25 protein-coding genes and 1 other RNA gene are annotated in these 20,912 nt (G+C 52.8%); 16 read left to right on the forward strand and 10 right to left on the reverse strand.

Going from position 1 to position 20,912, the window contains the following annotated elements:
• The first annotated feature begins 96 nt into the window (after positions 1–96).
• Positions 97–774 (forward strand): uracil-DNA glycosylase, encoded by a 678-nt coding sequence (gene ung, locus C1Y41_RS09370; RefSeq protein ID WP_104085298.1) that lies wholly within the window; start codon positions 97–99, stop codon positions 772–774.
• Positions 775–820: 46 nt separating this feature from the next.
• Here the strand turns inward: ung and grpE are convergent, their stop codons facing one another.
• Positions 821–1,399 carry a nucleotide exchange factor GrpE gene (gene grpE / locus C1Y41_RS09375; RefSeq protein WP_071667881.1) on the reverse strand — a complete coding sequence of 193 codons (579 nt, stop codon included), beginning with the start codon at positions 1,397–1,399 and terminating at the stop codon, positions 821–823.
• Between the two features lie 122 nt (positions 1,400–1,521).
• On the opposite strand from grpE, the gene nadK reads away from it, so the two are divergent.
• From nadK to bamE, 3 genes are all read left to right on the forward strand, one after another.
• Complete coding sequence (gene nadK / locus C1Y41_RS09385) at positions 1,522–2,400, forward strand: NAD(+) kinase (RefSeq protein ID WP_065648649.1); 879 nt, start codon at positions 1,522–1,524, stop codon at positions 2,398–2,400.
• Between the two features lie 85 nt (positions 2,401–2,485).
• Positions 2,486–4,147 carry a DNA repair protein RecN gene (gene recN, locus C1Y41_RS09390; protein WP_094111712.1) on the forward strand — a complete coding sequence of 554 codons (1,662 nt, stop codon included), beginning with the start codon at positions 2,486–2,488 and terminating at the stop codon, positions 4,145–4,147.
• A gap of 185 nt (positions 4,148–4,332) precedes the next feature.
• Positions 4,333–4,683, forward strand: coding sequence for an outer membrane protein assembly factor BamE (gene bamE, locus C1Y41_RS09395; protein WP_104085299.1), 351 nt, complete (start codon positions 4,333–4,335; stop codon positions 4,681–4,683).
• Between the two features lie 54 nt (positions 4,684–4,737).
• On the opposite strand, the gene C1Y41_RS09400 is transcribed toward bamE, so the two are convergent.
• Both C1Y41_RS09400 and C1Y41_RS09405 read right to left on the reverse strand, forming a co-directional pair.
• Positions 4,738–5,031, reverse strand: coding sequence for an RnfH family protein (locus C1Y41_RS09400; RefSeq protein WP_199181690.1), 294 nt, complete (start codon positions 5,029–5,031; stop codon positions 4,738–4,740).
• The gene (locus tag C1Y41_RS09405) at positions 5,021–5,455 is read right to left on the reverse strand and encodes a type II toxin-antitoxin system RatA family toxin (protein WP_039379733.1); all 435 of its coding nucleotides are present in this window, start codon (positions 5,453–5,455) and stop codon (positions 5,021–5,023) included. The genes C1Y41_RS09400 and C1Y41_RS09405 overlap by 11 nt, the downstream gene beginning before the upstream one ends.
• Before the next feature lie 160 nt (positions 5,456–5,615).
• On the opposite strand from C1Y41_RS09405, the gene smpB reads away from it, so the two are divergent.
• From smpB to C1Y41_RS09420, 3 genes are all read left to right on the forward strand, one after another.
• Positions 5,616–6,098: an SsrA-binding protein SmpB gene (gene smpB, locus C1Y41_RS09410; RefSeq protein ID WP_065648644.1), complete on the forward strand. Its 483-nt coding sequence runs from the start codon at positions 5,616–5,618 to the stop codon at positions 6,096–6,098.
• Positions 6,099–6,141: 43 nt separating this feature from the next.
• Positions 6,142–6,521, forward strand: a transfer-messenger RNA (tmRNA) gene (gene ssrA / locus C1Y41_RS09415).
• 183 nt (positions 6,522–6,704) lie between these two features.
• Positions 6,705–7,901 carry an integrase domain-containing protein gene (locus tag C1Y41_RS09420; RefSeq protein WP_104085301.1) on the forward strand — a complete coding sequence of 399 codons (1,197 nt, stop codon included), beginning with the start codon at positions 6,705–6,707 and terminating at the stop codon, positions 7,899–7,901.
• 238 nt (positions 7,902–8,139) lie between these two features.
• On the opposite strand, the gene C1Y41_RS09425 is transcribed toward C1Y41_RS09420, so the two are convergent.
• The 5 genes from C1Y41_RS09425 to C1Y41_RS19900 all read right to left on the reverse strand — a co-directional run bounded on the left by C1Y41_RS09425 (position 8,140) and on the right by C1Y41_RS19900 (position 11,193).
• Positions 8,140–8,535 (reverse strand): hypothetical protein, encoded by a 396-nt coding sequence (locus C1Y41_RS09425; RefSeq protein ID WP_104085302.1) that lies wholly within the window; start codon positions 8,533–8,535, stop codon positions 8,140–8,142.
• Between the two features lie 2 nt (positions 8,536–8,537).
• Positions 8,538–9,464: a ParA family protein gene (locus C1Y41_RS09430; protein WP_104085303.1), complete on the reverse strand. Its 927-nt coding sequence runs from the start codon at positions 9,462–9,464 to the stop codon at positions 8,538–8,540.
• A gap of 366 nt (positions 9,465–9,830) precedes the next feature.
• The gene (locus tag C1Y41_RS09435; protein ID WP_104085304.1) at positions 9,831–10,082 is read right to left on the reverse strand and encodes an ogr/Delta-like zinc finger family protein; all 252 of its coding nucleotides are present in this window, start codon (positions 10,080–10,082) and stop codon (positions 9,831–9,833) included.
• Positions 10,079–10,789, reverse strand: coding sequence for a hypothetical protein (locus tag C1Y41_RS09440; RefSeq protein WP_104085305.1), 711 nt, complete (start codon positions 10,787–10,789; stop codon positions 10,079–10,081). The genes C1Y41_RS09435 and C1Y41_RS09440 overlap by 4 nt, the downstream gene beginning before the upstream one ends.
• A 215-nt stretch (positions 10,790–11,004) precedes the next feature.
• Positions 11,005–11,193 (reverse strand): hypothetical protein, encoded by a 189-nt coding sequence (locus C1Y41_RS19900; protein ID WP_146065233.1) that lies wholly within the window; start codon positions 11,191–11,193, stop codon positions 11,005–11,007.
• Between the two features lie 116 nt (positions 11,194–11,309).
• Between C1Y41_RS19900 and C1Y41_RS09445 the strand changes: the two genes are divergently transcribed.
• The 7 genes from C1Y41_RS09445 (at position 11,310) to C1Y41_RS09475 (ending at position 16,621) form a co-directional block, all read left to right on the forward strand.
• Positions 11,310–11,567: an AlpA family transcriptional regulator gene (locus tag C1Y41_RS09445; RefSeq protein WP_104085306.1), complete on the forward strand. Its 258-nt coding sequence runs from the start codon at positions 11,310–11,312 to the stop codon at positions 11,565–11,567.
• Entirely contained in the window at positions 11,564–11,812 is a 249-nt protein-coding gene (locus C1Y41_RS09450; RefSeq protein WP_104085307.1) for a hypothetical protein, read from the forward strand. Before C1Y41_RS09445 ends, C1Y41_RS09450 begins: the two co-directional genes overlap by 4 nt.
• A 13-nt stretch (positions 11,813–11,825) precedes the next feature.
• Positions 11,826–12,350 (forward strand): host cell division inhibitor Icd-like protein, encoded by a 525-nt coding sequence (locus C1Y41_RS20445; protein ID WP_104085308.1) that lies wholly within the window; start codon positions 11,826–11,828, stop codon positions 12,348–12,350.
• Positions 12,347–12,613, forward strand: coding sequence for a hypothetical protein (locus C1Y41_RS09460; RefSeq protein WP_104085309.1), 267 nt, complete (start codon positions 12,347–12,349; stop codon positions 12,611–12,613). The genes C1Y41_RS20445 and C1Y41_RS09460 overlap by 4 nt, the downstream gene beginning before the upstream one ends.
• Positions 12,603–12,950: a DUF5375 family protein gene (locus C1Y41_RS09465; protein ID WP_104085310.1), complete on the forward strand. Its 348-nt coding sequence runs from the start codon at positions 12,603–12,605 to the stop codon at positions 12,948–12,950. The genes C1Y41_RS09460 and C1Y41_RS09465 overlap by 11 nt, the downstream gene beginning before the upstream one ends.
• A 9-nt stretch (positions 12,951–12,959) precedes the next feature.
• Positions 12,960–15,275 (forward strand): primase-helicase zinc-binding domain-containing protein, encoded by a 2,316-nt coding sequence (locus C1Y41_RS09470; protein WP_104085311.1) that lies wholly within the window; start codon positions 12,960–12,962, stop codon positions 15,273–15,275.
• A 479-nt stretch (positions 15,276–15,754) separates the two neighbouring features.
• Entirely contained in the window at positions 15,755–16,621 is an 867-nt protein-coding gene (locus tag C1Y41_RS09475) for a hypothetical protein (RefSeq protein WP_233207417.1), read from the forward strand.
• Between the two features lie 83 nt (positions 16,622–16,704).
• On the opposite strand, the gene C1Y41_RS09480 is transcribed toward C1Y41_RS09475, so the two are convergent.
• Positions 16,705–18,075, reverse strand: coding sequence for an FRG domain-containing protein (locus C1Y41_RS09480; protein WP_104085313.1), 1,371 nt, complete (start codon positions 18,073–18,075; stop codon positions 16,705–16,707).
• An 862-nt stretch (positions 18,076–18,937) separates the two neighbouring features.
• On the opposite strand from C1Y41_RS09480, the gene C1Y41_RS09485 reads away from it, so the two are divergent.
• Positions 18,938–19,294 (forward strand): hypothetical protein, encoded by a 357-nt coding sequence (locus C1Y41_RS09485; RefSeq protein WP_065650428.1) that lies wholly within the window; start codon positions 18,938–18,940, stop codon positions 19,292–19,294.
• Positions 19,295–19,415: 121 nt separating this feature from the next.
• Positions 19,416–20,075 carry an epoxyqueuosine reductase QueH gene (locus C1Y41_RS09490; protein WP_065648639.1) on the forward strand — a complete coding sequence of 220 codons (660 nt, stop codon included), beginning with the start codon at positions 19,416–19,418 and terminating at the stop codon, positions 20,073–20,075.
• Positions 20,076–20,089: 14 nt separating this feature from the next.
• Here C1Y41_RS09490 and C1Y41_RS09495 read toward each other — a convergent pair whose 3' ends face one another.
• Positions 20,090–20,767, reverse strand: a complete 678-nt coding sequence (locus tag C1Y41_RS09495; RefSeq protein WP_104085314.1) for an SDR family oxidoreductase — start codon at positions 20,765–20,767, stop codon at positions 20,090–20,092.
• Positions 20,768–20,912 lie beyond the last annotated feature (145 nt).

The raw sequence follows: 20,912 nt of genomic DNA on the forward strand, positions 1-20,912 counted from the left end.
TGCCTTGACCTGCATCAAGCTGAAACGGCGGGGTTAATCCTTCTGCTCCCGCGCTGAAGCAGCTAAGCTAAGGAAAACTATCGTCAGGAGTTAACCATGAGTGACAAGCTGACCTGGCACGATGTGCTGGCAGATGAAAAAGAGAAGCCCTATTTCAAAGAGACGCTGCAGGCGGTTGCGCAGCAGCGGGCGGCGGGCGTGACCGTTTATCCGCCACAGAAAGATGTGTTTAACGCGTTTAAACTGACCGAACTGGGCGATATCAAAGTGGTGATCCTTGGTCAGGACCCTTATCACGGGCTGAATCAGGCTCACGGCCTGGCATTTTCAGTGCTGCCCGGCGTAGCCATCCCGCCCTCTCTGCTTAACATGTACAAAGAGCTGGAACAGGATATTGAGGGTTTTCAGCGGCCGCAGCACGGTTTTCTGGAGAGCTGGGCCACCCAGGGGGTAATGCTGCTGAATACGGTACTGACCGTTGAGGCGGGCAAAGCACACTCGCACGCGCGGCTTGGCTGGGAGACGTTTACTGACCGGGTGATCGATGCCATCAATACGCACCGTGAGGGCGTGGTTTTTCTGCTGTGGGGATCGCACGCGCAGAAGAAAGGCAGCATCATTGATGCGCAGCGTCATCACGTGCTGAAAGCTCCCCATCCTTCTCCGCTCTCAGCGCATCGCGGTTTTTTTGGCTGCCGGCACTTCTCGCAGACCAACGCACTGCTCAGCCAGGCGGGAGAAACGCCGATCGACTGGACGCCAGTCCTCCCCTGAAACAACAACGGCCGCGTCAGGCGGCCGTTGTGATGCACTACTCTGCTCAGGCTTTGGCTTTAGAGACCGCCACCATGGCCGGACGCAGCAGGCGACCATTCAGGGTATAGCCACGCTGCATTACCATCAGTACATGGTTCGGCTCAACCTCATCCGATTCCATCATCGACATCGCCTGATGCAGATCCGGGTTAAACGGCACGTGGGTGTCGCCCACCACTTCAACGCCAAACTTGCGCACCGCGCCCAGCAGGGATTTCAGCGTCAGCTCGATGCCTTCAATCATTGAGGCGAGCCCGGTGTTCTCTTTATCAGCCACTTCCAGCGCGCGTTCCAGGCTATCAATCACTGGCAGCAGCTCGTTGGCAAATTTTTCCAGCGCAAATTTATGCGCTTTTTCGACATCCATTTCTGCACGGCGACGGATGTTTTCAATCTCCGCCTGCGCACGCAGCTGCGCTTCGCGCACGCCGCCCTGCGCCTGGGTCAGCTCCGCTTCCAGTTGCGCAATGCGCTCATCACGCGGATCCACCTCAGTTGCTGTCTCCGCGTCCGCCGGCTGTTGATCCTGTTGAATTTCGTCTGAGACTTGCTCGTTTGGGGTGTTCTGTTCTTTACTACTCATGAATTTCTCCGCGTTTTGCACATTCATTTCGCTGGTTGGCTTATTATGGGGATCAGTTTGACGGTTTCAAGTGAACCCATCACATTGCCAGGCCGTTTTGGCTTATGAGGAATACCCGCCACATGAACACACACTTTAGCTGCATCGGAATCGTGGGTCATCCGCGCCATCCTACCGCGTTAACCACCCATGAGATGCTCTGGCGCTGGCTGACCGATAAGGGATATGAGGTAATTGTCGAACAGCAGATTGCGCGCGAGCTGAGCTTAACCGATGTAAAGACCGGCACGCTGGCGGAAATAGGCCAGCAGGCCGATCTGGCCGTGGTGGTTGGCGGCGATGGCAATATGCTGGGCGCGGCCAGGGTGCTGGCACGCTATGACATTAAAGTGATTGGCATCAACCGTGGCAATCTGGGCTTCCTGACCGACCTCGATCCGGATAACGCGCAGCAGCAGCTGGATGATGTTCTTCAGGGCGACTACTTTGTGGAGAGTCGCTTTCTGCTTGAGGCGCAGGTCTGCCGCGATACCTGCTCACCGCGCATTGGCAGCGCCATCAATGAAGTGGTGCTCCATCCTGGCAAAGTGGCGCATATGATTGAGTTTGAGGTCTATATTGACGAAGTGTTCGCCTTTTCGCAGCGTTCAGATGGCCTGATTATCTCCACCCCTACCGGCTCCACCGCCTACTCGCTCTCCGCAGGCGGACCTATTCTTACCCCTTCGCTTGATGCGATTGTGCTGGTGCCGATGTTCCCGCACACGCTGTCGTCGCGCCCGCTGGTTATCAATAGCAACAGTACCATTCGCCTGCGTTTCTCCTCGCTGCGCAGCGATCTGGAGATCAGCTGTGACAGCCAGATTGCCCTGCCGATTCAGGAGGGTGAAGATGTGCTGATCCGGCGCAGCAGCAGCCACCTTAATCTTATTCATCCTAAAAACTATAACTACTTCAACACATTAAGCTCAAAACTCGGCTGGTCGAAAAAATTGTTCTAGAAATCAGTGCTGGCTACTTTACTGGTTAAAAAACCAGTTTATACTGTACGAAAAACCATATCTGTTTTTCTATACAGGTGATTGTATGCTGGCACAACTGACCATCAGTAACTTCGCAATCGTTCGTGAGCTTGAGATCGACTTTCATCGCGGTATGACAGCGATCACCGGTGAGACCGGCGCAGGTAAATCTATTGCCATTGATGCGCTGGGCCTCTGCCTCGGCGGACGGGCGGAAGCGGATATGGTGCGTCAGGGCGCAAGCCGGGCTGATATCTGTGCCCGCTTTCAGCTGAAATTATCGCCGTCAGCGCAGCGCTGGCTGGTTGATAATCAGCTGGATGACGGTAATGAGTGCCTGTTGCGTCGCGTTATCAGCGCGGATGGTCGCTCGCGCGGCTTCATCAACGGCACGGCCGTACCGCTCTCACAGCTGCGCGAGCTGGGCCAGCTGCTGATTCAGATCCACGGTCAGCACGCGCATCAGCTGCTGCTGAAAACCGATCATCAGAAGCATCTGCTTGATGCTTACGCGGCGCATGACGGGCTGCTGACGGAGATGCGTCAGCACTACCAGCGCTGGCATCACAGCTGCCGTGTGCTGGCGCAGCATCAGCAGCAGTCGCAGGAGCGTGAAGCGCGCCGCGAGCTGCTGCAGTATCAGCTGAAAGAGCTGAACGAGTTTGCCCCGCAGGCGGGAGAGTATGAGCAGATTGACGAAGAGTACAAGCGTCTCGCTAACAGCGGACAGCTGCTCTCTACCAGCCAGCAGGCGCTGCATATTCTTGCCGATGGTGAAGATACCAACCTGCAGAGCCTGCTCTACAGCGCCCGCAACATGCTCAGCGAGCTGGTCTCGCTGGATGATAAAGTCAGCGGCGTGTTTAACCTGCTGGAAGAAGCGGCGATTCAGCTGAGCGAAGCCAGCGACGAACTGCGTCACTACTGCGAACGTCTCGATCTTGATCCCAATCGCCTTTACGAGCTGGAGCAGCGGCTGTCGCGGCAGATTGCACTGGCGCGCAAGCATCACGTTGCGCCTGAAGCGCTGCCGGCCCTGCATCAGCAGCTGCTGGAAGAGGCGGAGCTGCTGTCGCAGCAGGAGAGCGATCAGGAGAGTCTGCAGCATGATGTGGTAATGCATCACAAAGCCGCTATCACCTGCGCTGAAGCGTTGCATCATCAGCGTGAAAAATCTGCTCAGGAGCTGTGCGATCTCATTACGCAAAGCATGCGTACCCTGGCGATGCCGCACGGGCAGTTTGCGATTGTGCTGGAGTTCAATCCCGATCAGCTGACGGCCGAAGGTGCCAGCCGCATCGATTTCCGGGTGACAACCAACCCCGGCCAGCCGCTGCAGCCGCTCGGTAAAGTCGCCTCGGGTGGTGAGCTGTCGCGTATCGCGCTCGCTATTCAGGTGATCACCGCGCAGAAGATGGAAACCCCGGCCATGATTTTCGACGAAGTGGATGTCGGTATCAGCGGGCCTACTGCTGCTGTTGTCGGCAAGATGCTGCGTCAGCTGGGTGAGTCGACGCAGGTTATGTGTGTAACGCACCTGCCGCAGGTTGCTGGCTGCGGTCATCAGCACTTCTTTGTCAGCAAAGAGACCGACGGCGCGATGACGGAAACGCATATGCAGCCGCTGGATAAGCGGGCACGTCTGCAGGAGCTGGCTCGTCTGCTAGGCGGCAGCGAAGTCACGCGTAACACGCTGGCGAACGCTAAAGAACTTTTAGCAGCCTGAGACCGCACTTTTTTCCGGCCTGATGGTCATATGCATGCTCTGTAGAGGTTCCCAACCGGGAAAAGGTCTATTATCATCGGCAGTGATATCGCCATAATAAAAGCCTGCCGCGTGCAGAGTTCAGAATGTAATGGCAACAAAACTGCCTGCTGAAAGGCGTTTGGCCCGAAAAAAGGAATGTACAGATGCGCTTTAAGACGCTGACTGCTGCGGCAGTGGTAATGTTGATGACAACCGCCGGATGCTCCACGCTGGAGCGCGTTGTCTATCGTCCGGATATCAATCAGGGGAATTACCTGGCCGCTAACGATGTTGCCAAGATCCACACCGGCATGACGCAGCAGCAGGTAGCCTATACGCTGGGCACCCCGATGATGCATGATCCCTTTGGCAGCAACGTCTGGTATTACATTTTCCGCCAGGAGCCTGGTCACGAGCGCGTGAAGCAGCAGACGCTGACGCTGACCTTTGATCGCAGCGGTGTCCTGACGAACATTGATAACAAGCCGCGGCTCGCTGGCCAGAAAGATAATTAAGCTGATGACAATAAAAAAGGCGCCCGGGGCGCCTTTTTTAATGCTCAACGTCAGCTATTTCTTCGTGGCAGCACGCTCAGCACGCTGGCGGCGCAGCTCTTTCGGATCGGCAATCAGCGGCCGGTAGATCTCAACCCGATCGCCCTCTTCAACCGTGTCACCAAGCTTAACCGGCCGGCTGAAGATCCCGGTTTTATTCTTTGCCAGATCGATATCGCGGCGCAGCTGCAGCAGGCCCGATGCCTCTATCGCCTGCTCTACCGTGGCGCCCTGCTCCAGCGTAACCTCACGCAGATACTGCTTATCCGGAAGCGCATAAACCACCTCCACACGGATCTTAGTCACGATAGACCTCTTTGGCACGCTGGGTAAACGCCTGCACCATGCTGTTTGCCAGCTCTTTAAACACGCGCCCGAATGCCATCTCAACCAGCATATTGGTGAACTCAAAGTCGAGGCTCAGCTCAACCTTGCAGGCGTCATCACCCAGCGAGATAAATTTCCAGCCGCCGGTGAGCTTACGGAACGGGCCGTCAACCAGCTGCATATGAATGCTCTGATTATCAGTCAGCGTGTTACGCGTGGTAAAGGTTTTACTGATGCCCGCTTTTGAGACATCGACCGCAGCGGTCATCTGATGACCACTGTTATCCAGCACGCGACTGCCGGTGCAGCCAGGAAGAAATTCAGGATAGGCATCCACGTCATTCACAAGCTGGTACATCTGTGCAGCGCTATAGGGGACCAGCGCTGAGCGGCTAATCTGAGCCATAAGGGTTCCTGTTGGTCACAAAACCATTGAATTGTACCATTTTAGGCCATTAAACAAAAATTCATGCTTTTGCCAGCTGTGCTAAAATAGGATGTTTTTTACCGCCCCGCAGGACATGGGGATGCGCCCACAAACTGAGTAATGTAGACTACGCCGCACTATGACAAAGAAAAAAGCTCACAAACCCGGTTCAGCCACCATTGCCCTCAACAAACGCGCGCGCCACGAATACTTCGTCGAAGAGGAGTTCGAAGCGGGTCTGTCGTTACAGGGATGGGAAGTCAAAGCACTGCGCGCCGGTAAAGCCAATATCAGCGAAAGCTATATCATGCTACGCGACGGCGAAGCGTTTCTGTTTGGCGCCACGTTCCAGCCGCTGATCGGTGCTTCAACGCACGTGGTATGCGACCCTACGCGCACCCGCAAACTGCTGCTGAAAGAGCGCGAGCTCGCTTCACTGTTTGGCAGCGTTAACCGCGACGGTTATACCATCATACCGCTTTCGCTCTACTGGAAAAACGCCTGGGCCAAGCTCAAAATCGGCGTCGCACGCGGTAAGAAAGAGCACGATAAGCGCTCTGATATCAAAGATCGCGAGTGGAAAATGGATAAAGCACGAATTATGAAGAGCGCCAGCCGTTAAGCACTGGATTCTTTTATAGATTTGCGCTACAGTTTTAGAACTTGGGGCTGATTCTGGATTCGACGGGATTCGCGAAACCCAAGGTGCATGCCGAGGGGCGGTTTGCCTCGTAAAAAGCCGCAAAAAAATAGTCGCAAACGACGAAACCTACGCACCTGTTGCTTTCGCAGCTTAATCAGCTTAATAAACTGAAGGTGTCCTCTCTCCCTAGCCTCCGCTCTTAGGACGGGGATCAAGAGAGGTCAAACCCAAAAGAGATCGCGTGGATGCCCTGCCTGGGGTTGAAGCGTTAAAACCAATCAGGCTAGTCTGTCAGTGGCGTGTCTGTCCGCAGCTGCCAGGCGAATGTAAAGACCGACTAAGCATGTAGTACCGACGGTGTAGTAATTTCGGACGCGGGTTCAACTCCCGCCAGCTCCACCAAATCTTGATCCGGATACGTCCGGTGAAGTACGGAAAGCCCGCATGGCATAAGCCTTAGCGGGCTTTTTTGTGTCTGCAATAGTCCGCAGCGTTCCGGCTAAATCCAGTGATTATTGGTATACGTATTGGTATACGGTAAGATGTATCCTAAAAACGTATACCAATTCACGAAGGAACGCCTTTATGGCAAGGACTACGCGCCCTCTCACCAACACAGAAGTTCTCCGATCCAAAGCCATTGATAAAGATTTGACGCTGCATGATGGCGATGGACTTTTCATGGTGGTAAAAACCACCGGAAAGAAGCTCTGGCGTTTTCGCTATCAGCGACCAGCTACAAAGCAGCGCACCATGATGGGCTTGGGTGCCTTCCCTGCCCTTTCACTGGCAGATGCCAGACGCCTGCGCGCTGATTACCTCTCATTGTTGGCTAATGGCATCGATCCGCAATTGCAGGCCGAGCAGGTAACAGAACAACAGCAGATTGCGCTAGACAGCATTTTCTCAACCCTGGCCGCTAACTGGTTTGCTTTGAAACAAGCCAGCGTTACGCCGGATTACGCTAAGGATATCTGGCGTTCTCTTGAGAAAGATGTTTTTCCTGCCATTGGCGAGATTCCCGTGCAGGAAATCAAAGCCCGCAAGCTGGTTGAAGCCTTAGAGCCGATTAAGGCTAGAGGCGCTCTTGAAACCGTTCGTCGTCTGGTTCAGCGTATCAATGAGATTATGATTTATGCGGTTAATACCGGGCTGATTGATGCTAACCCTGCATCTGGCATCGGAATGGCGTTTGAGAAGCCCAAAAAGCAGCATATGCCGACGCTGCGGCCAGAAGAACTGCCAAAGCTTATGCGTTCGCTAATGATGTCGAATCTATCCGTTCCCACTCGCTGCCTAATTGAATGGCAGCTCCTGACGCTTGTGCGCCCTTCTGAGGCTTCCGGTACTCGGTGGGTAGAGATCGATTTTGATGCAAAGCTCTGGACGATTCCAGCCGAACGAATGAAAGCAAAAAGAGAGCACGTTGTCCCTCTATCATCTCAGGCATTAGAGATTTTGGACGTGATGAAGCCTATCAGTTCTCATCGTGAACATCTATTCCCTAGCAGGAATGATCCTAAGCAACCAATGAACAGTCAGACGGCAAATGCTGCTTTAAAGCGAATTGGCTATGGCGGGAAACTTGTTGCACATGGATTACGTTCTATTGCTAGTACAGCGTTAAATGAACAGGGTTTCAATGCCGATGTAATTGAAGCAGCTTTAGCTCATACCGATAGAAATGAGGTTAGAAGAGCCTATAACCGCTCTACTTATTTAGAAAAAAGGTACAAATTAATGGACTGGTGGGGGAACTTCGTTAAAATCAGCAACCAGTAATTTATTATTATCATTTGTGACCTCTTAAAGTTATAACATCAACTTTTTTTGAATGACTTTATCAACTTCTTACCAGCACTTGAAAAAATAATAGCGAACCATCATATACCTGCATAAAAATACAATTTTATGAAAATGAAAAATTCAGTTCTTTTACGTATTAATCGTGAAGTAAATTTTCACTGGGCTATAGTTTAATTAGCCCAGTGGGTGTTTTACTGTTGAGGTATAAATAGTGTTAACTTTTATTCTGAATTGCTTCTGATCTTAATCGAGCCCCTATGGTAGACTCAATGATATTGTCTCTAATTCTATCTAGCTTATCAGTTTTCATTACTGCAACGTCAATTGACCGTGCGAAACGCTCCATTTCAGATTTTGTTTTGAAGTGAGAATTAAGAAATTCTACACCATCCTCTCGGTTAGTTATTGCTGATAAAGCATTCAATATACTTTCATAGTTAGGAGTTGCCTTTTCTACTTTATCATTCATTGTGCTTATTTTTTTCTTTTGGAGTCGGATAGATAATTGATACGATCCAGAAGCAATTTTTTCAAATTCTGACTCCGTAAGGTAACTCAAAGCATCTTGTAATTCTTTAAATACTATCGCAAAGTTTTTGAACTCACTCATTATTATTCTCCAAGCTTTTCATTAAACTCTTCAACAAAATCTTCTATCTCGGCAACGATATCAGAATAAGTTGGATTAGAATACCCAACTAATACTACTGGTATGCCACTTCTAGGGGCATCAGAGAAAATAGTTTTATTCTCGCGAAACATAGTATCAAAAACTGGCACGCCGAGACGCTTAGTTTGAGCTATATATTGTTTTTGCGCCGATATCGGTTGTCCGGATGTTATCTGGATCATTGTAAACACAACGCCCAATATTTGAGGGGCAGCAGCTTCAAACTCCTCATCTTTTTCAGCATAGAAATTGAAGTCTTTAACCAAAGAAAAAACGCTTCTTTTAAGATAGTCTATACCTAGAGTTGACAAGTAATCTGGTTTTGCTGGTATAAGAATTTTATCAGAGGCGATCAAAGCATTTTTCGTTACAATATTGAAATTTGGCGGACAGTCGATTAGCACAATATCGTAACTCATTTCTCTGCCTAAGGACTGTAATTCCTCTCTCAATTTTCCATGCACTTTCAAATATTTTTTTTGTGTTTGCGCTGGACTGGCCCCTCCTAATAATGTTGCTAATTCTAAATCAACGTTGATTAGTCCCAAGTGAGACGAAATTAAATCTATACACCCACCATTTTTACTCAACCGCCTGTTAACTACTTCTGGCCTTATCATTAATTCTGATAAAGGCATTGTTTGCTCGCCTTGGCTAATGCAGTCAAACCAGTTTTTAATAGTTTTGTTTTCTTTAAGATTTTTGTCCCAAAAGTCTGGGGTTAAAAAAGAGAATGTCAGGCTAGCCTGAGCATCCATATCCAGAAGCAATACTTTCTTTCCTCTAAAAGCGAGCTCTGCTGCCAAGTTAGATGTAACGGTCGTTTTTCCAACGCCACCCTTATAGTTAATAATCGATACTATTTGCATGCTAAACATTCCTTTGGCTCAAATGATTAATAGGGCTTATAAGATAATTCTTTTAGGAAAAAAAGCAATTGACTAAACACACATGTTAGCGAACTTCATTCTTATCTGATATCGCGAAACTTCCCCGCGCGCAATGCTACCCCCGCCTCGCCTGCCCGCTTTATGCATCGTTTTTTATGCAGTTGCATGAGCTGGGCAAAACCGCGCCGGGCGTGGGTTGAAAGGGTGTCAGTAGTCCCGCATTTTGCATGCAAATCCATGCACCTTATGCATGCATCGCTATTTACAACCCGGGCTGGCCAGAAAAAGGCGTTGAAAGGACGAAAGGCGGCAACAAAAAAGCCGCTGTTTCAGCGGCCATTGTGGTTAATGGAGGGTACGGAAGGATAAACCGTAGCGGCCGATAGTCTGGCGCTCTTTTACCGGCTCCGGGTTTACTGCGGGGACCGGTTCGGGCTGCGGCGGCGCGGTAATCACTTTCGTAATGCTCTCATTCGTTTTGAAGGTGCAGGAGCAGTCGAGGTTGGTACACTGGTGATAGCGCTCCTTAACCTGTTCAGACATATAACGGCTCGACCTTGCGTGCGCCGGGCTTTTGCAGTACGGACAGTGCATCATTTGGCGTTGCCCCCTTTCAGCCTGGCGCGTTTCTCATGCAGCGCCTTAATGAGAATCTGCCGGGATAACGGACTTCTGTACAGCTTCATATCCACGCCGGTCAGCGCCGGGCGCCACAGGCCGATATTTTCCAGCACCGGTGCTTCCGTCAGCATCTTCTCGGGCAGCGCAGCGGCCGCACGGGTCAGCGCATTCCCGATAAGCTCCGCCACGACCTGTACGTCGCTGCGCTCGTCGTCGTCACGGGGATTAACCTTCTCACGCTGAAGGCGCAGGCGGATGGCCCACAGCAGCGACGGGCTGACGTTACGCAGCGCCGACTGCCAGGTCGCATCGGCAAATTCATTAAAGGCTGCCCGGTGCGAATCGATGTATGACAGGCCGGTATTGCAGCTGCCAATCATCGCAAACTGCTTATCCAGCTCCAGCTCGTCAATCAGCCCGGTAAACTCGTCGGCCAGCTCCCGGCTGGCGATGCGCTGGCTGTGCTCCGCCTTCAGCTCGTCGGTCAGGTTGCCACGCAGGCTGCGAAAGCGCATCCGCCAGTTAGTTTCAGCTTCCTTTCCGGCCTCAATGGCCGCCTCACGCTCTTTCGTGCAGCGGGTGATATCGTCGCAGATGGCATTGTACTCTTTCATCTTTTCAAGATGGGCGGTACGGGCCTGCTCAAAGGCTGCCAGGGTGCCGCTCTTTTCCGGGGTGCTCATAGCTTTTCTCTCTGTCTGTAAAGTATGTCGCTATTCTGTCGTTCACCACCGGACAAATCATTTCATTGCTGTCTGCCTGTCGCTCAGCAAACACGGTTACATTCTGACCTGACAGCCCCTGCTGAGCTTTTAATTTTATATAAAACTGTTCACTACTCTTCACCTTAAGAAAAAAGATAATAAATACAGTAAGTAAAGGGGTGAACACTTCAGAATTAACTGTTCACCGGGTGTTCACCACTGTTCACCCGGTTTTGAAACCGCCTTTTTCTGGCGAGCATTTTTTTAGAGTTTTTAGCTATTAATGAATCTGAATTTCCGGTCAGTTTTTTATAAATGGCACTCTCTGGCACTCTTTGGCATACGGTGGCAAACAGGGTGTAACAGAACGCTTTTTTGCTCATTTACCACCGGACGGCGGCTTGTTTACACGGGCAAAAATATTCTCACAATAGGGGGTTACCAGCACAACACGACCGGAACCGGCCAGCGCCGCCCGGATACAAAACGAGGTAACACCATGCTTTCCACCGCTCCACAACCCGCCCCGGCAACGCCGTCCGTGAACGACCTGCACTACCCCCGCGACCGCTTTATGCGCCTGCCGGAAGTTATCAGCACCTGCGGCCTGTCACGCTCCACCATTTACGACTTAATCTGCCGCGAGCAGTTTCCGTCACAGATTTCGCTGGGCGGCAAGAACGTCGCCTGGCTGGCGTCGGAGATTGACGACTGGATGCAGGCCCGCATCGCACAGCGTGCCGGAGGTGCGGCATGATTAAGCTTAACTTCGGCTCCCGAACCTATCCGCTGAGCCAGGAAGAGGCCGTGTACGTGGCCGAAAGCCTGCTTTCCGCCGTCGCTGGCAAAAAATCCACGCTGCCCGCATTTAACAGCGGCCGCCACGGCCATATTTCCGTGCTCACCGAAAAGCCGAAGCCCGCAAAGGCGAACAGAGGTGAGCAAAGTGAGAACTTCCGATCAAATCCGCCGCAATCCGATCACGTCCTGACCGATTGCTGAGGAAAAAGGCCCGATGCGTAAAAAAAGGCTTTTTTCTGGCGAGCCGCCGGTGTACTGTTTTCCCGCTGCCGCAAAATCGGTAGCCGGGCGTGAGAACCCGAGCAAAACAAAGGCGACACAGCACGCGCCACGCGTGTTTTTTTGTGTCATCGCCTCAGTGCACCCATTTATCGGGCAGCGGTTCTTGTGCCGCTGTGCCGCTTTAATAATGGTGGCCCGGGCGGGGCAGCCTTCGGGCTGGCCGGTTTCCTTTGTTGCCGGTTTCTCACCCCCGTCCGGGCTGCCACCCAAGCGTGAGAACTTCGGTGGTAGCTTTTACAAGCTAACAAAGGAGTCAGCCACTATGGCCGCAACCCTCATTTCTGCACGCATGCAGTTCACCTTTCTTTTTGCCGCCGTGCGCCGCGCCGATACCGCCGCCCGTCCCTGCATGCTGCGCACCACCGCCGAAACCGAATCCGCCGCCCGCCGACTGCTGGCCCGCGATTACGTGCTGTCCTTTGCCGGACGCCGGCCGTTCTGCGAGGTGGCCGCATGAATACCCTGTCCGCCCGGCTCAATAACCACGACAGCTACCCCATTCCGCACGCCGATTTCCTGCGCCTTCAGCATGCCCACAGCGTGGGCGTGACCGTGCTCGACATGCTGGACGTTATCGAGTGCTCCGGCAACCGTAAGGACGGCCCCGACGGCAACGCGCTGGCGTCCGTGGTGGCGCTGCTGACCGACCAGCTGGGTAAGGTGGTCAGCACCTGTGAATCCGTCATGCTTAACGATATGGAGGTCTCCCGTGACAACTAACAATTTTAATAATCAGTCCTGCCTGCCCGTTGAGGTGCGTACCGCTGTTTACCGCCGCGCCGTTGCCCAGGGCTACCTGACCGCCTGCGAACGCTACGGCCTCGCTGTCTCCGCCTCGCTTGATGAGGTGCAGATGACCATCGCGCTGGAGCTGGAAAGCTATTACGTGCGCAAGTACGGCCCGGAGAACGGCATGGACATGGCCTGCACCATGCTCAGCGAAATGGTACAGCCTGATGTGCTGGTCGCCGCGCCGCGGCTGACGCTCATGGGGGAAACCATGATGGACGAACTGCTGTGCGGCCGCCTGGCCACTTCAAAAGCCACGCTGCATTAAGGAGGCCGCATGAAACATATCGTCACCGACACCGTGCGCGCCGCCGCCGGTCACTGGCCGCAGCTGCTGCCCGCGCTGGGTATCAGCATCAACGCCGCCGGTCAGCACTCGCCGTGCCCGGTCTGCGGCGGCAAAGACCGCTTTCGCTTTGACAATCAGGCCGGGCGCGGCACGTGGGTGTGCAATCAGTGCGGCGCGGGCGACGGGCTGGCGCTGGTTGAAAAGGCGCTGGACGTGAACACAAAGGAGGCCGCCTGCCGGGTAGCCGGGCTGATTGGCATGCTGCCGGCTAAGCCGGTTACCCCTCAGGAGAAAATCGACGAAGAAAAGGCGCGGGCGCGCCTTAACGCCGCAAAAGAGGCTTCACGGCTTGTCGCCGGTGCGAAAGCGAACACTGGTAACGCCTACCTGAGCGCCAAAGGTCTGGCTGATGTATCCGCCCTGACGCTGACCGCCGCAAAGCGCATCAGCGATACCACCTATCAGCCGGGCGACCTGCTTGTGCCTCTGACGGACTTTACCGGCAACACGGTCAACGCCCAGCTAGTTAACGCTGAAGGCATCAAACGCACGCTGGCGGGCGGCCAGGTGAAGGAGGCATTCCACCACCTGGGCGAACCCGGCGACACGCTCTGGCTGACCGAAGGGTACGCCACCGGCCTGACAGTGCACCGGCTTACCGGGCAGGCGGTTTATGTCGCCCTGAGCGCCAACAACCTGCCCGCGCTGGCTGAGCGCCTGCACGCGGAATACCCGGACGCGATGATAATGATTGCCGCTGATAATGATGAGAACGGCACCGGCCAGCTGCGCGCCGAAGCGGCGGCAAAGCGCTGCAACGGCAAACCAGCTTTGCCGCCCGTCACCGGCGACTGGAATGACGTCTTTCAGGCAGAAGGTGATATGACCACTCAGGCCATGCTGACCGCGTTCACGCAGCCGAAAGCGCTCAGCCCGTTTGAGTCGGTAAGCGAGGCCGACCTGAAGGCCATGAGCGCCAGCCAGAAGGCCGAGCTGCTGGCCGCACACTACCTCAACACGCTGGCCGTACCAATGGTGGGGGAAGACCTGTGCCGCTACGAGGGCGGCGCGTGGCAGGTGCTGCCGTACCGCGTGCTCAGCCGGGAGATTGCCGCGCTGTTTCAGAAGGTGCGCGCACCGTTCTCGGCAACCGGTATCGGCGGCATCGTGGACACCCTCAAGCTGATGGTGCCGCAGATGGGCGCACCGGCCCGGCGGCTCATTGGTTTTCGCAACGGGGTGTATGACACCGCCACCGGCACCTTTGGCCCACACAAAAAAGAGCACTGGCTCAGAACCATCAACAGCGTCAACTACACCACGCCGAAAGCGGGTGAGAACCTGGCGGACGACGCCCCGAACTTCTGGCAGTGGCTGACGCGGGCGGCCGGACGCAATGAGGCAAAGCAGGAGCGTATTCTCGCGGCGTTATTTATGGTGCTGGCAAACCGCTACGACTGGCAGCTGTTCCTTGAGGTCACCGGCCCCGGCGGCAGCGGGAAAAGCGTGATGGCGTCGATTGCCCGCCTGCTGGCCGGAGAGGACAACACCACGGCGGCCACCATCGACACGCTGGAATCGTCCCGCGAGCGGGCTTCAGTCGTGGGCTACTCCTTAATAATCCTGCCGGACCAGGAGAAGTGGAGCGGCGACGGCGCGGGCATCAAGGCGATAACCGGCGGCGACGCCGTGGCGATTGACCCGAAGTACCGCGACGCCTATTCAACGCATATCCCGGCGGTGATACTGGCGGTAAACAATAACCCGATGCGCTTCAGCGACCGCAGCGGCGGCGTGTCGCGTCGCCGGGTAATCCTGCCGTTCCCGGACGTGATACCGGCAAACGAGCGCGACCCGCAGCTGCTGGAAAAGATTGCCGGTGAACTGGCGGTTATCGTTCGCCACCTGATGCAGCGCTTCACCCGCCCGGACGACGCCCGCGAACTGTTACAGGCGCAGCAGTCGTCAGAGGAGGCGCTGGAAATCAAGCGCAGCGCCGACCCGCTGGTCGATTTCTGCGGCTACCTGACGCCGCTGAGCACGCCGACGGGCCTGTTTATCGGCAACGCCAATATCCGCCCCATGAATCCGCGTCGCTATCTCTATCACGCCTACCTGTCCTTTATGGAGGCCAGAGGCCATCAGCATCCCATGAGCCTGACTGCCTTCGGCCAGGCGGTGCCGCAGACGCTGAAGGAGTACGAGATTGAGCTGCTGAAGCGCAAGACGAAGAACGGCATCCAGACCAGCCTGGAGCTGAGTGAAGACTGCGAGGCCGACTGGCTGCCCCGCTGCGATGCATAAATCATACGAAAAGACCAAACCGGCTCCAGCCGGTTTGTGCCATAAGCGGAATTAATTAACAACCATCAGTGTTGTTCAAGGAGCAAGGGTCACTTGATTTTTCTGCCCTCAGAAAATGAAAAAAGCGCGCCGGATCAAGTTTGCTTCACGCGAGGCCGTTAATCCCGTAGCTGGGACGTTTTAACATCATTATGATGGCGGATACACTTGCTGTATGAAGGTTCCACCAGTGATACCCGCCCAATTACTACCTCGGGCGTTTCTTTTGTAAATTAGTGGTAATGAGTAGGGAATCGCTAACAGTTACCCGAACAAACGGTGCCTACAATTAATTCTATATACTGAACAGGGGGAGATTATTACACATGAAATTTAAGGACAGAAATCTCAGGGCTCTCGCGGAATGTCTCATCGGAGATAATACGGCATTCCTGTATCGCTCAAGCAGTCGCATCACTGAATTTTTCCAGGACTGCGACATGGAGGTTATTCATGACGGATCAACGCGGTGGGCATGGACGGCCCAGAGGCTTGAAGAACTTCTTAATGAGCCACCGCCAAAGGCCCATACTTTACCGGAAAAGTTTGTTCATGTACTCAGGACTTTAATGTTAAAAGAAGATGCCATGGATGACGATCCCGCAAGATCAAAAGCGCTTGAAGAACTGAACAAGCCATTGATGCGGGAAGGCTATGAGGCATTCTATGGTGACGATAATATTTTGTATATACGCCATATTGGCACCAAAACAGTTTCAGTAAGTAGTAATCCTCACCGGCCCTTAACGCCTCACGAAATAAAGCGCAGAACATTACTGACCGTTTTTCTTGATACCTGCTCTGAAGATGAACTGATAGAAGAGGTACTCCTCCCTTTATTCCGGCAACTCGGTTTTCACCGGATAACAGCAGCGGGACATAAAGATAAAGCGTTGGAATACGGGAAAGACATCTGGATGAAGTTCACACTGCCAACTCAGCATGTTCTTTATTTCGGCATTCAGGCAAAAAAAGGCAAGCTGGATGCGTCCGGCGTCAGCAAAGCTACAAATTCAAACGTGGCAGAAATCCACAACCAGGTACTGATGATGCTTGGCCATGAAATATTTGACCCGGAAACAAACAGAAAGGTGCTGGTAGATCATGCCTTTATTGTTGCCGGCGGAGAAATTACTAAACAGGCGAGGAATTGGCTAGGCGAGAAACTTGATGCCAGCAAAAGAAGCCAGATAATGTTTATGGATCGGGAAGATATTCTTAATTTATATACTGTAAGTAATATACCTCTGCCCGAAGGTGCACTCATCTCTGATGATGCCTTTAAGAACGATGATATTCCGTTCTAATTAGGAGTACGTCTTTTTCCAAAAGAAATACGCGACAGGTAGCACTGGGAAGGCATACAGTGGCACCGTATGCCTATCTGTTATCAGCTCCGACCATCGTAGAGTTTGGCGATTTCCGTTGCAGCTTTCTCTATACCCGGATAAACCGTACTTTCGTTGATGCCGAAGCGGGTGAGCTGCTGCATCAAGCGTTCCTTGTTTCTAATCACCAGTTTTCTGACGTTCAGCGTACTTAGCCCCGTTTCTGGCAGGTCCACGTTTTCGCCAAATAAGAGGAACGCTCCAGACTGAGAAGAAATGCGGGCGTTGCTGAGGCGCCCTTTAACCAGAACGATTTTACTCAAATGTGCTGGATCGATAATGCTTTTGAAATAGGACTTCTCATCACGGATCAGATGAAGCAAATGCCCGCACTCTTCGGTGGCATTAAATGCCTGAGTTGCCAAGCTGGTATTCAGGTTGCTTTTGATACGTGATGGAAGCCGGGAAATGTTGGCTATACAACTTACAGTATCAGAGTCGAAAAACTTAATTTCACTTTTGGGTGCTGTTAATATAATGACGTTGCCATCAATTTCATTTCCATCTTTGTCTCGTTTGATTTTGGAACACGCGAAATAGAGTGCGATAAGCGGGTTAGTTGAGACGTCAAGCAGGCGCGTGGGTAAGCCATAATGTTGCATGCGTACAAGCTTATCCAGCATATAGCGGTCATCTCTGAACTCGGCGGGTTGAACCGTCAGCAGCTCGGTAATCATATCCGATTCGTGATGTCGGTAGCGATAGTTACCCTGCGTATTTTTGCGAAACAGCGAAGGTTCTAGCTGATAGCTGATGTCGGAGTGACCCCGGTAAAACACCTCTTCATTATTTTCCTGAGGATGATTCAGTATGATTTCCAGATATTGATTGATATCCGAAATTACCTCAAGGTCTTCATTATTGTCAGGTGCTTCGGTTTTAACCGCAGCGGAAGCTTCAGGGGCTAATACACTGAGGCCTAATATATCGAAAAACTCTTTAACGTCTATATCCTTGACTGCCCAGAAATTTCTGTTCAGCCCAAAGCTGCCTAGCTCCAGCTTCCTGACGTATTCTTTTTCACTGGTTAAGAACTCTTTGCCGATTAAACCGGTTAACTTATAGTTAAAAGCCAGAACTTTTTCCCGGTTTATAGTTGTTGCTCTGATGTTACTTATTCTTCCAATGCGGATATGGCTGTAATAACCGCCTGTATTGTCTTCCTCATCAACTTCAAACTCTGGCTCTGTCATAAAGATGACCGGCAGTTCCTGAAGAAACTGATAGGTTTTGCTGGTCAGGGGGAGCAGTTTATTTCTGAGTGAGTCAGGGGTGGATTCAAAAAGCCGCGAAACCGGAAAAGACGCTTCACCGATATTGTCAGAGAAAAAACTGTGATAATCGGGATTACCGACCACGATAAGATTCAACATGTATGTCATCCTTACATGAATTACATTGTATTTTCATTATGCCAGAAATGGTGGATTTTTAAACATTACGTGACCTGTGCCCCGCTGGTTCACATAGAACGCTGTTAGCAATGTCGGCTTCTCGCTCAAAGCCGACTTGCAACGTAGGCGATAGGTTCTTTTCAGCCAAGCAGTGAAACCGGCCATCTTCCGCAGTGGACGAAAATCCAAACATTGCCATCATACTTTTACGTCTGAAGGGGAATAGTGTTCACCTCGGGTGAAGAGTGGTGAAGAGTACCCATCTAAGTAATCACCATATAAGATTATGATTATTAAAAATAAAAATCAAAGGTGAACAGGGTGAACACTTTTTCATAAAATCTTTTTTTTCTGAAGACAACCTGTCTATTTAGTTTCATACATTCTTAACTTACCAGCTGTCAAAAGCCACAGACGAAACGGCATTGGTATACGCTTAGGTATACCAACCAAAGTTGAATTCATAAAAAACACACTAATACAGCAAGTTGGGGTAAGAATTCAGACTCCGCCAGCCGAAAGCCTGCACGACTAAATCCTTCAGGCTTTTGCACCTGCTGCTTATCAACCCAGGCTTACCATACCGCACTTTTCATTTTCTTCCCTATCTATCCCCCCATACGACTTCCCCACTTATCCAAACCATAAATCACCCCAAAACCTGCATTCACCATTTCAAAACCGGCCCCTGAGCAACAATACCCTGCAGCTACTTTCACAGCTAACCTAACCCCTCAGCACGTTTTCATTCACTTACAGTTTTATCCTGGAGCGCAACGTTGCTCAGTGTGCCACTCTTAACTACGCTCATATCACCAAATACGTTAAATGAGGGACTATGATGAAAAAGACCATTATTGCTGTATCTGCTTTCCTGCTGGCTTCTTCCGCGTTTGCGGCTACTACACACGCAACTGACGATACGGTCGCTAACGCTCAGGCTGGCGCTAACACCGCAAAAGAGAAACTGCATCAGGCGCAGCATCAGGGCGAAGAGCAGCGTCTTAAAGCGAAGCACGCGGCGAAAGGCGAAAGCGACAGCATGACCAGCAAAGCCAGCGAAGGCACCCAGAAAACCTGGAACAAGACCAAAGAAGGGACTGAGAAAGGCTGGGATGCGACCAAAGAAGGCGCACAGAAAGGCTGGAACAAAACCAAAGAAGGTGCCAGCGATCTGAAACAGAAAGTCAGCGAGTAAGCTGCACTGCTGTGATAAAAAGGCCGCTCTGCGGCCTTTTTGTTTTTCCGCTGTCGCATTTTGCATCCGGCACCATAACTCCCTACACTACGCCTATTCTCTGCAAGCTTAACGGTTACTTATGTCTGAAACCTTCACACGTCAGCCGCTGCCGCTGCCCGGCGGACACAATAAAGTGCTGCTGCACTCCTGCTGTGCGCCCTGCTCCGGCGAAGTGATGGAAGCGATGCTCGCCTCCGGCATCGACTACACCATTTTCTTCTATAACCCGAATATTCATCCGCTGAAAGAGTATGAGCTGCGCAAAGAGGAGAATATCCGCTTTGCTGAGCAGTTTGGCGTGCCGTTTGTGGATGCTGACTACGACAAAGATAACTGGTTTGAGCGCGCGCGCGGCATGGAGTGGGAGCCGGAACGCGGCGTACGCTGCACCATGTGTTTCGATATGCGCTTTGAACGCACCGCGCTTTACGCGCACGAGCACGGCTTTCCGGTGATCACCAGTTCGCTCGGGATTTCACGCTGGAAAGATATGAAGCAGATTAACGACTGCGGCGTGCGGGCGGCGGCGCACTATCCGGATATGCTCTACTGGGAGTTTAACTGGCGTAAAGGCGGCGGCTCGTCGCGCATGATTGAGATCAGCAAGCGCGAGCGCTTCTATCAGCAGGAGTATTGCGGCTGCATCTATTCACTGCGCGATACCAACCGTCACCGCGTGGCCGGCGGCCGCGAACGCATTGAGATCGGGGTGCAGTATTACGCGCCTGACGACGCGTAAACCGGCCCGAAACATTACCAGGCGAGCGCGTCACCTTTGTAATCAAGGTAGTGATGACCGCCCTTGCCGCGATAGCGCTGCAGCTGCGTAACCAGCCCTGCCGCGCTCTCTTCCGCTGTGATATCGGCGTTCTCGCCACCCATATCGGTTTTCACCCAGCCCGGATGCAGCGACAGCAGCGTCGCCCCCTGCGGCCGCATCTCTTTTGCCAGCGCGCGGCTCAGCATATTGAGTGCCGCCTTGCTGGCCGAATAGAGCGGCATCGCGGCGACGCGGTTTTCATTCAGGCTCGCCAGCTGTGACGTGGTGATCCCTACCACGCTCTGCTTATCACGCAGCAGCGGCAGCAGGCTCTCCGCCAGCCGCACCGGGGCTACCGCATTAGTGAGAAACAGCTCGCTCAGCTCCGCATCCTCTGCCTGCTGCAGCTGCTGCACATCCGGGCCAAAAATGCCGGCGTTGATCAGCACCGCATCAAACTGCTCACCCTGTAACTGCTGCAGCAGCGCCGCACGCGCCGCGCCGTCGGTGATATCCAGCGCCAGCCAGCGCAGCTGCTCGTGCTGGTATGAGACCGCCGTGCGGCGGAAGGTGGCGGTCACGTCCCAGCCCGCCTGTAAAAACTGCTGTACCACCGCAAGCCCGATCCCTTTTGAAGCACCGATAATCAACGCGCGTTGTGACTGGCTCATACCTTTCTCCCGGACAAATAGCGAAACGGGCAGCGTATGCTGCCCGCGATGAACTAACGTAACACTAACGTTAGCACGGTAATCACCGTCATCATTAACACCAGGTGGCAGACCACCTTTGTCAGTTCCGGCTTTTTCATCGCTC

Origin of the sequence: Pantoea sp. ICBG 1758, assembly GCF_002928325.1 — a bacterium.
GTDB lineage: Bacteria > Pseudomonadota > Gammaproteobacteria > Enterobacterales > Enterobacteriaceae > Pantoea > Pantoea eucrina.

Bases quoted from the DNA above. Each gene is read 5' to 3' on its own strand.
- C1Y41_RS09445 (WP_104085306.1), top strand. From the start codon at position 11,310: ATGCTTTCCACCGCTCCACAACCCGCCCCGGCAACGCCGTCCGTGAAC.
- C1Y41_RS09440 (WP_104085305.1), bottom strand. From the start codon at position 10,789: ATGAGCACCCCGGAAAAGAGCGGCACCCTGGCAGCCTTTGAGCAGGCC.
- C1Y41_RS09460 (WP_104085309.1), top strand. From the start codon at position 12,347: ATGAATACCCTGTCCGCCCGGCTCAATAACCACGACAGCTACCCCATT.
- C1Y41_RS09485 (WP_065650428.1), top strand. From the start codon at position 18,938: ATGAAAAAGACCATTATTGCTGTATCTGCTTTCCTGCTGGCTTCTTCC.
- grpE (WP_071667881.1), bottom strand. From the start codon at position 1,399: ATGAGTAGTAAAGAACAGAACACCCCAAACGAGCAAGTCTCAGACGAA.
- bamE (WP_104085299.1), top strand. From the start codon at position 4,333: ATGCGCTTTAAGACGCTGACTGCTGCGGCAGTGGTAATGTTGATGACA.
- C1Y41_RS09405 (WP_039379733.1), bottom strand. From the start codon at position 5,455: ATGGCTCAGATTAGCCGCTCAGCGCTGGTCCCCTATAGCGCTGCACAG.
- C1Y41_RS09495 (WP_104085314.1), bottom strand. From the start codon at position 20,767: ATGAGCCAGTCACAACGCGCGTTGATTATCGGTGCTTCAAAAGGGATC.
- C1Y41_RS09420 (WP_104085301.1), top strand. From the start codon at position 6,705: ATGGCAAGGACTACGCGCCCTCTCACCAACACAGAAGTTCTCCGATCC.
- smpB (WP_065648644.1), top strand. From the start codon at position 5,616: ATGACAAAGAAAAAAGCTCACAAACCCGGTTCAGCCACCATTGCCCTC.
- C1Y41_RS09490 (WP_065648639.1), top strand. From the start codon at position 19,416: ATGTCTGAAACCTTCACACGTCAGCCGCTGCCGCTGCCCGGCGGACAC.
- C1Y41_RS19900 (WP_146065233.1), bottom strand. From the start codon at position 11,193: ATGAGCAAAAAAGCGTTCTGTTACACCCTGTTTGCCACCGTATGCCAA.
- C1Y41_RS09450 (WP_104085307.1), top strand. From the start codon at position 11,564: ATGATTAAGCTTAACTTCGGCTCCCGAACCTATCCGCTGAGCCAGGAA.
- C1Y41_RS09470 (WP_104085311.1), top strand. From the start codon at position 12,960: ATGAAACATATCGTCACCGACACCGTGCGCGCCGCCGCCGGTCACTGG.
- nadK (WP_065648649.1), top strand. From the start codon at position 1,522: ATGAACACACACTTTAGCTGCATCGGAATCGTGGGTCATCCGCGCCAT.
- C1Y41_RS09425 (WP_104085302.1), bottom strand. From the start codon at position 8,535: ATGAGTGAGTTCAAAAACTTTGCGATAGTATTTAAAGAATTACAAGAT.
- recN (WP_094111712.1), top strand. From the start codon at position 2,486: ATGCTGGCACAACTGACCATCAGTAACTTCGCAATCGTTCGTGAGCTT.
- C1Y41_RS09475 (WP_233207417.1), top strand. From the start codon at position 15,755: ATGGAGGTTATTCATGACGGATCAACGCGGTGGGCATGGACGGCCCAG.
- C1Y41_RS20445 (WP_104085308.1), top strand. From the start codon at position 11,826: ATGCGTAAAAAAAGGCTTTTTTCTGGCGAGCCGCCGGTGTACTGTTTT.
- C1Y41_RS09480 (WP_104085313.1), bottom strand. From the start codon at position 18,075: ATGTTGAATCTTATCGTGGTCGGTAATCCCGATTATCACAGTTTTTTC.
- C1Y41_RS09430 (WP_104085303.1), bottom strand. From the start codon at position 9,464: ATGCAAATAGTATCGATTATTAACTATAAGGGTGGCGTTGGAAAAACG.
- C1Y41_RS09435 (WP_104085304.1), bottom strand. From the start codon at position 10,082: ATGATGCACTGTCCGTACTGCAAAAGCCCGGCGCACGCAAGGTCGAGC.
- ung (WP_104085298.1), top strand. From the start codon at position 97: ATGAGTGACAAGCTGACCTGGCACGATGTGCTGGCAGATGAAAAAGAG.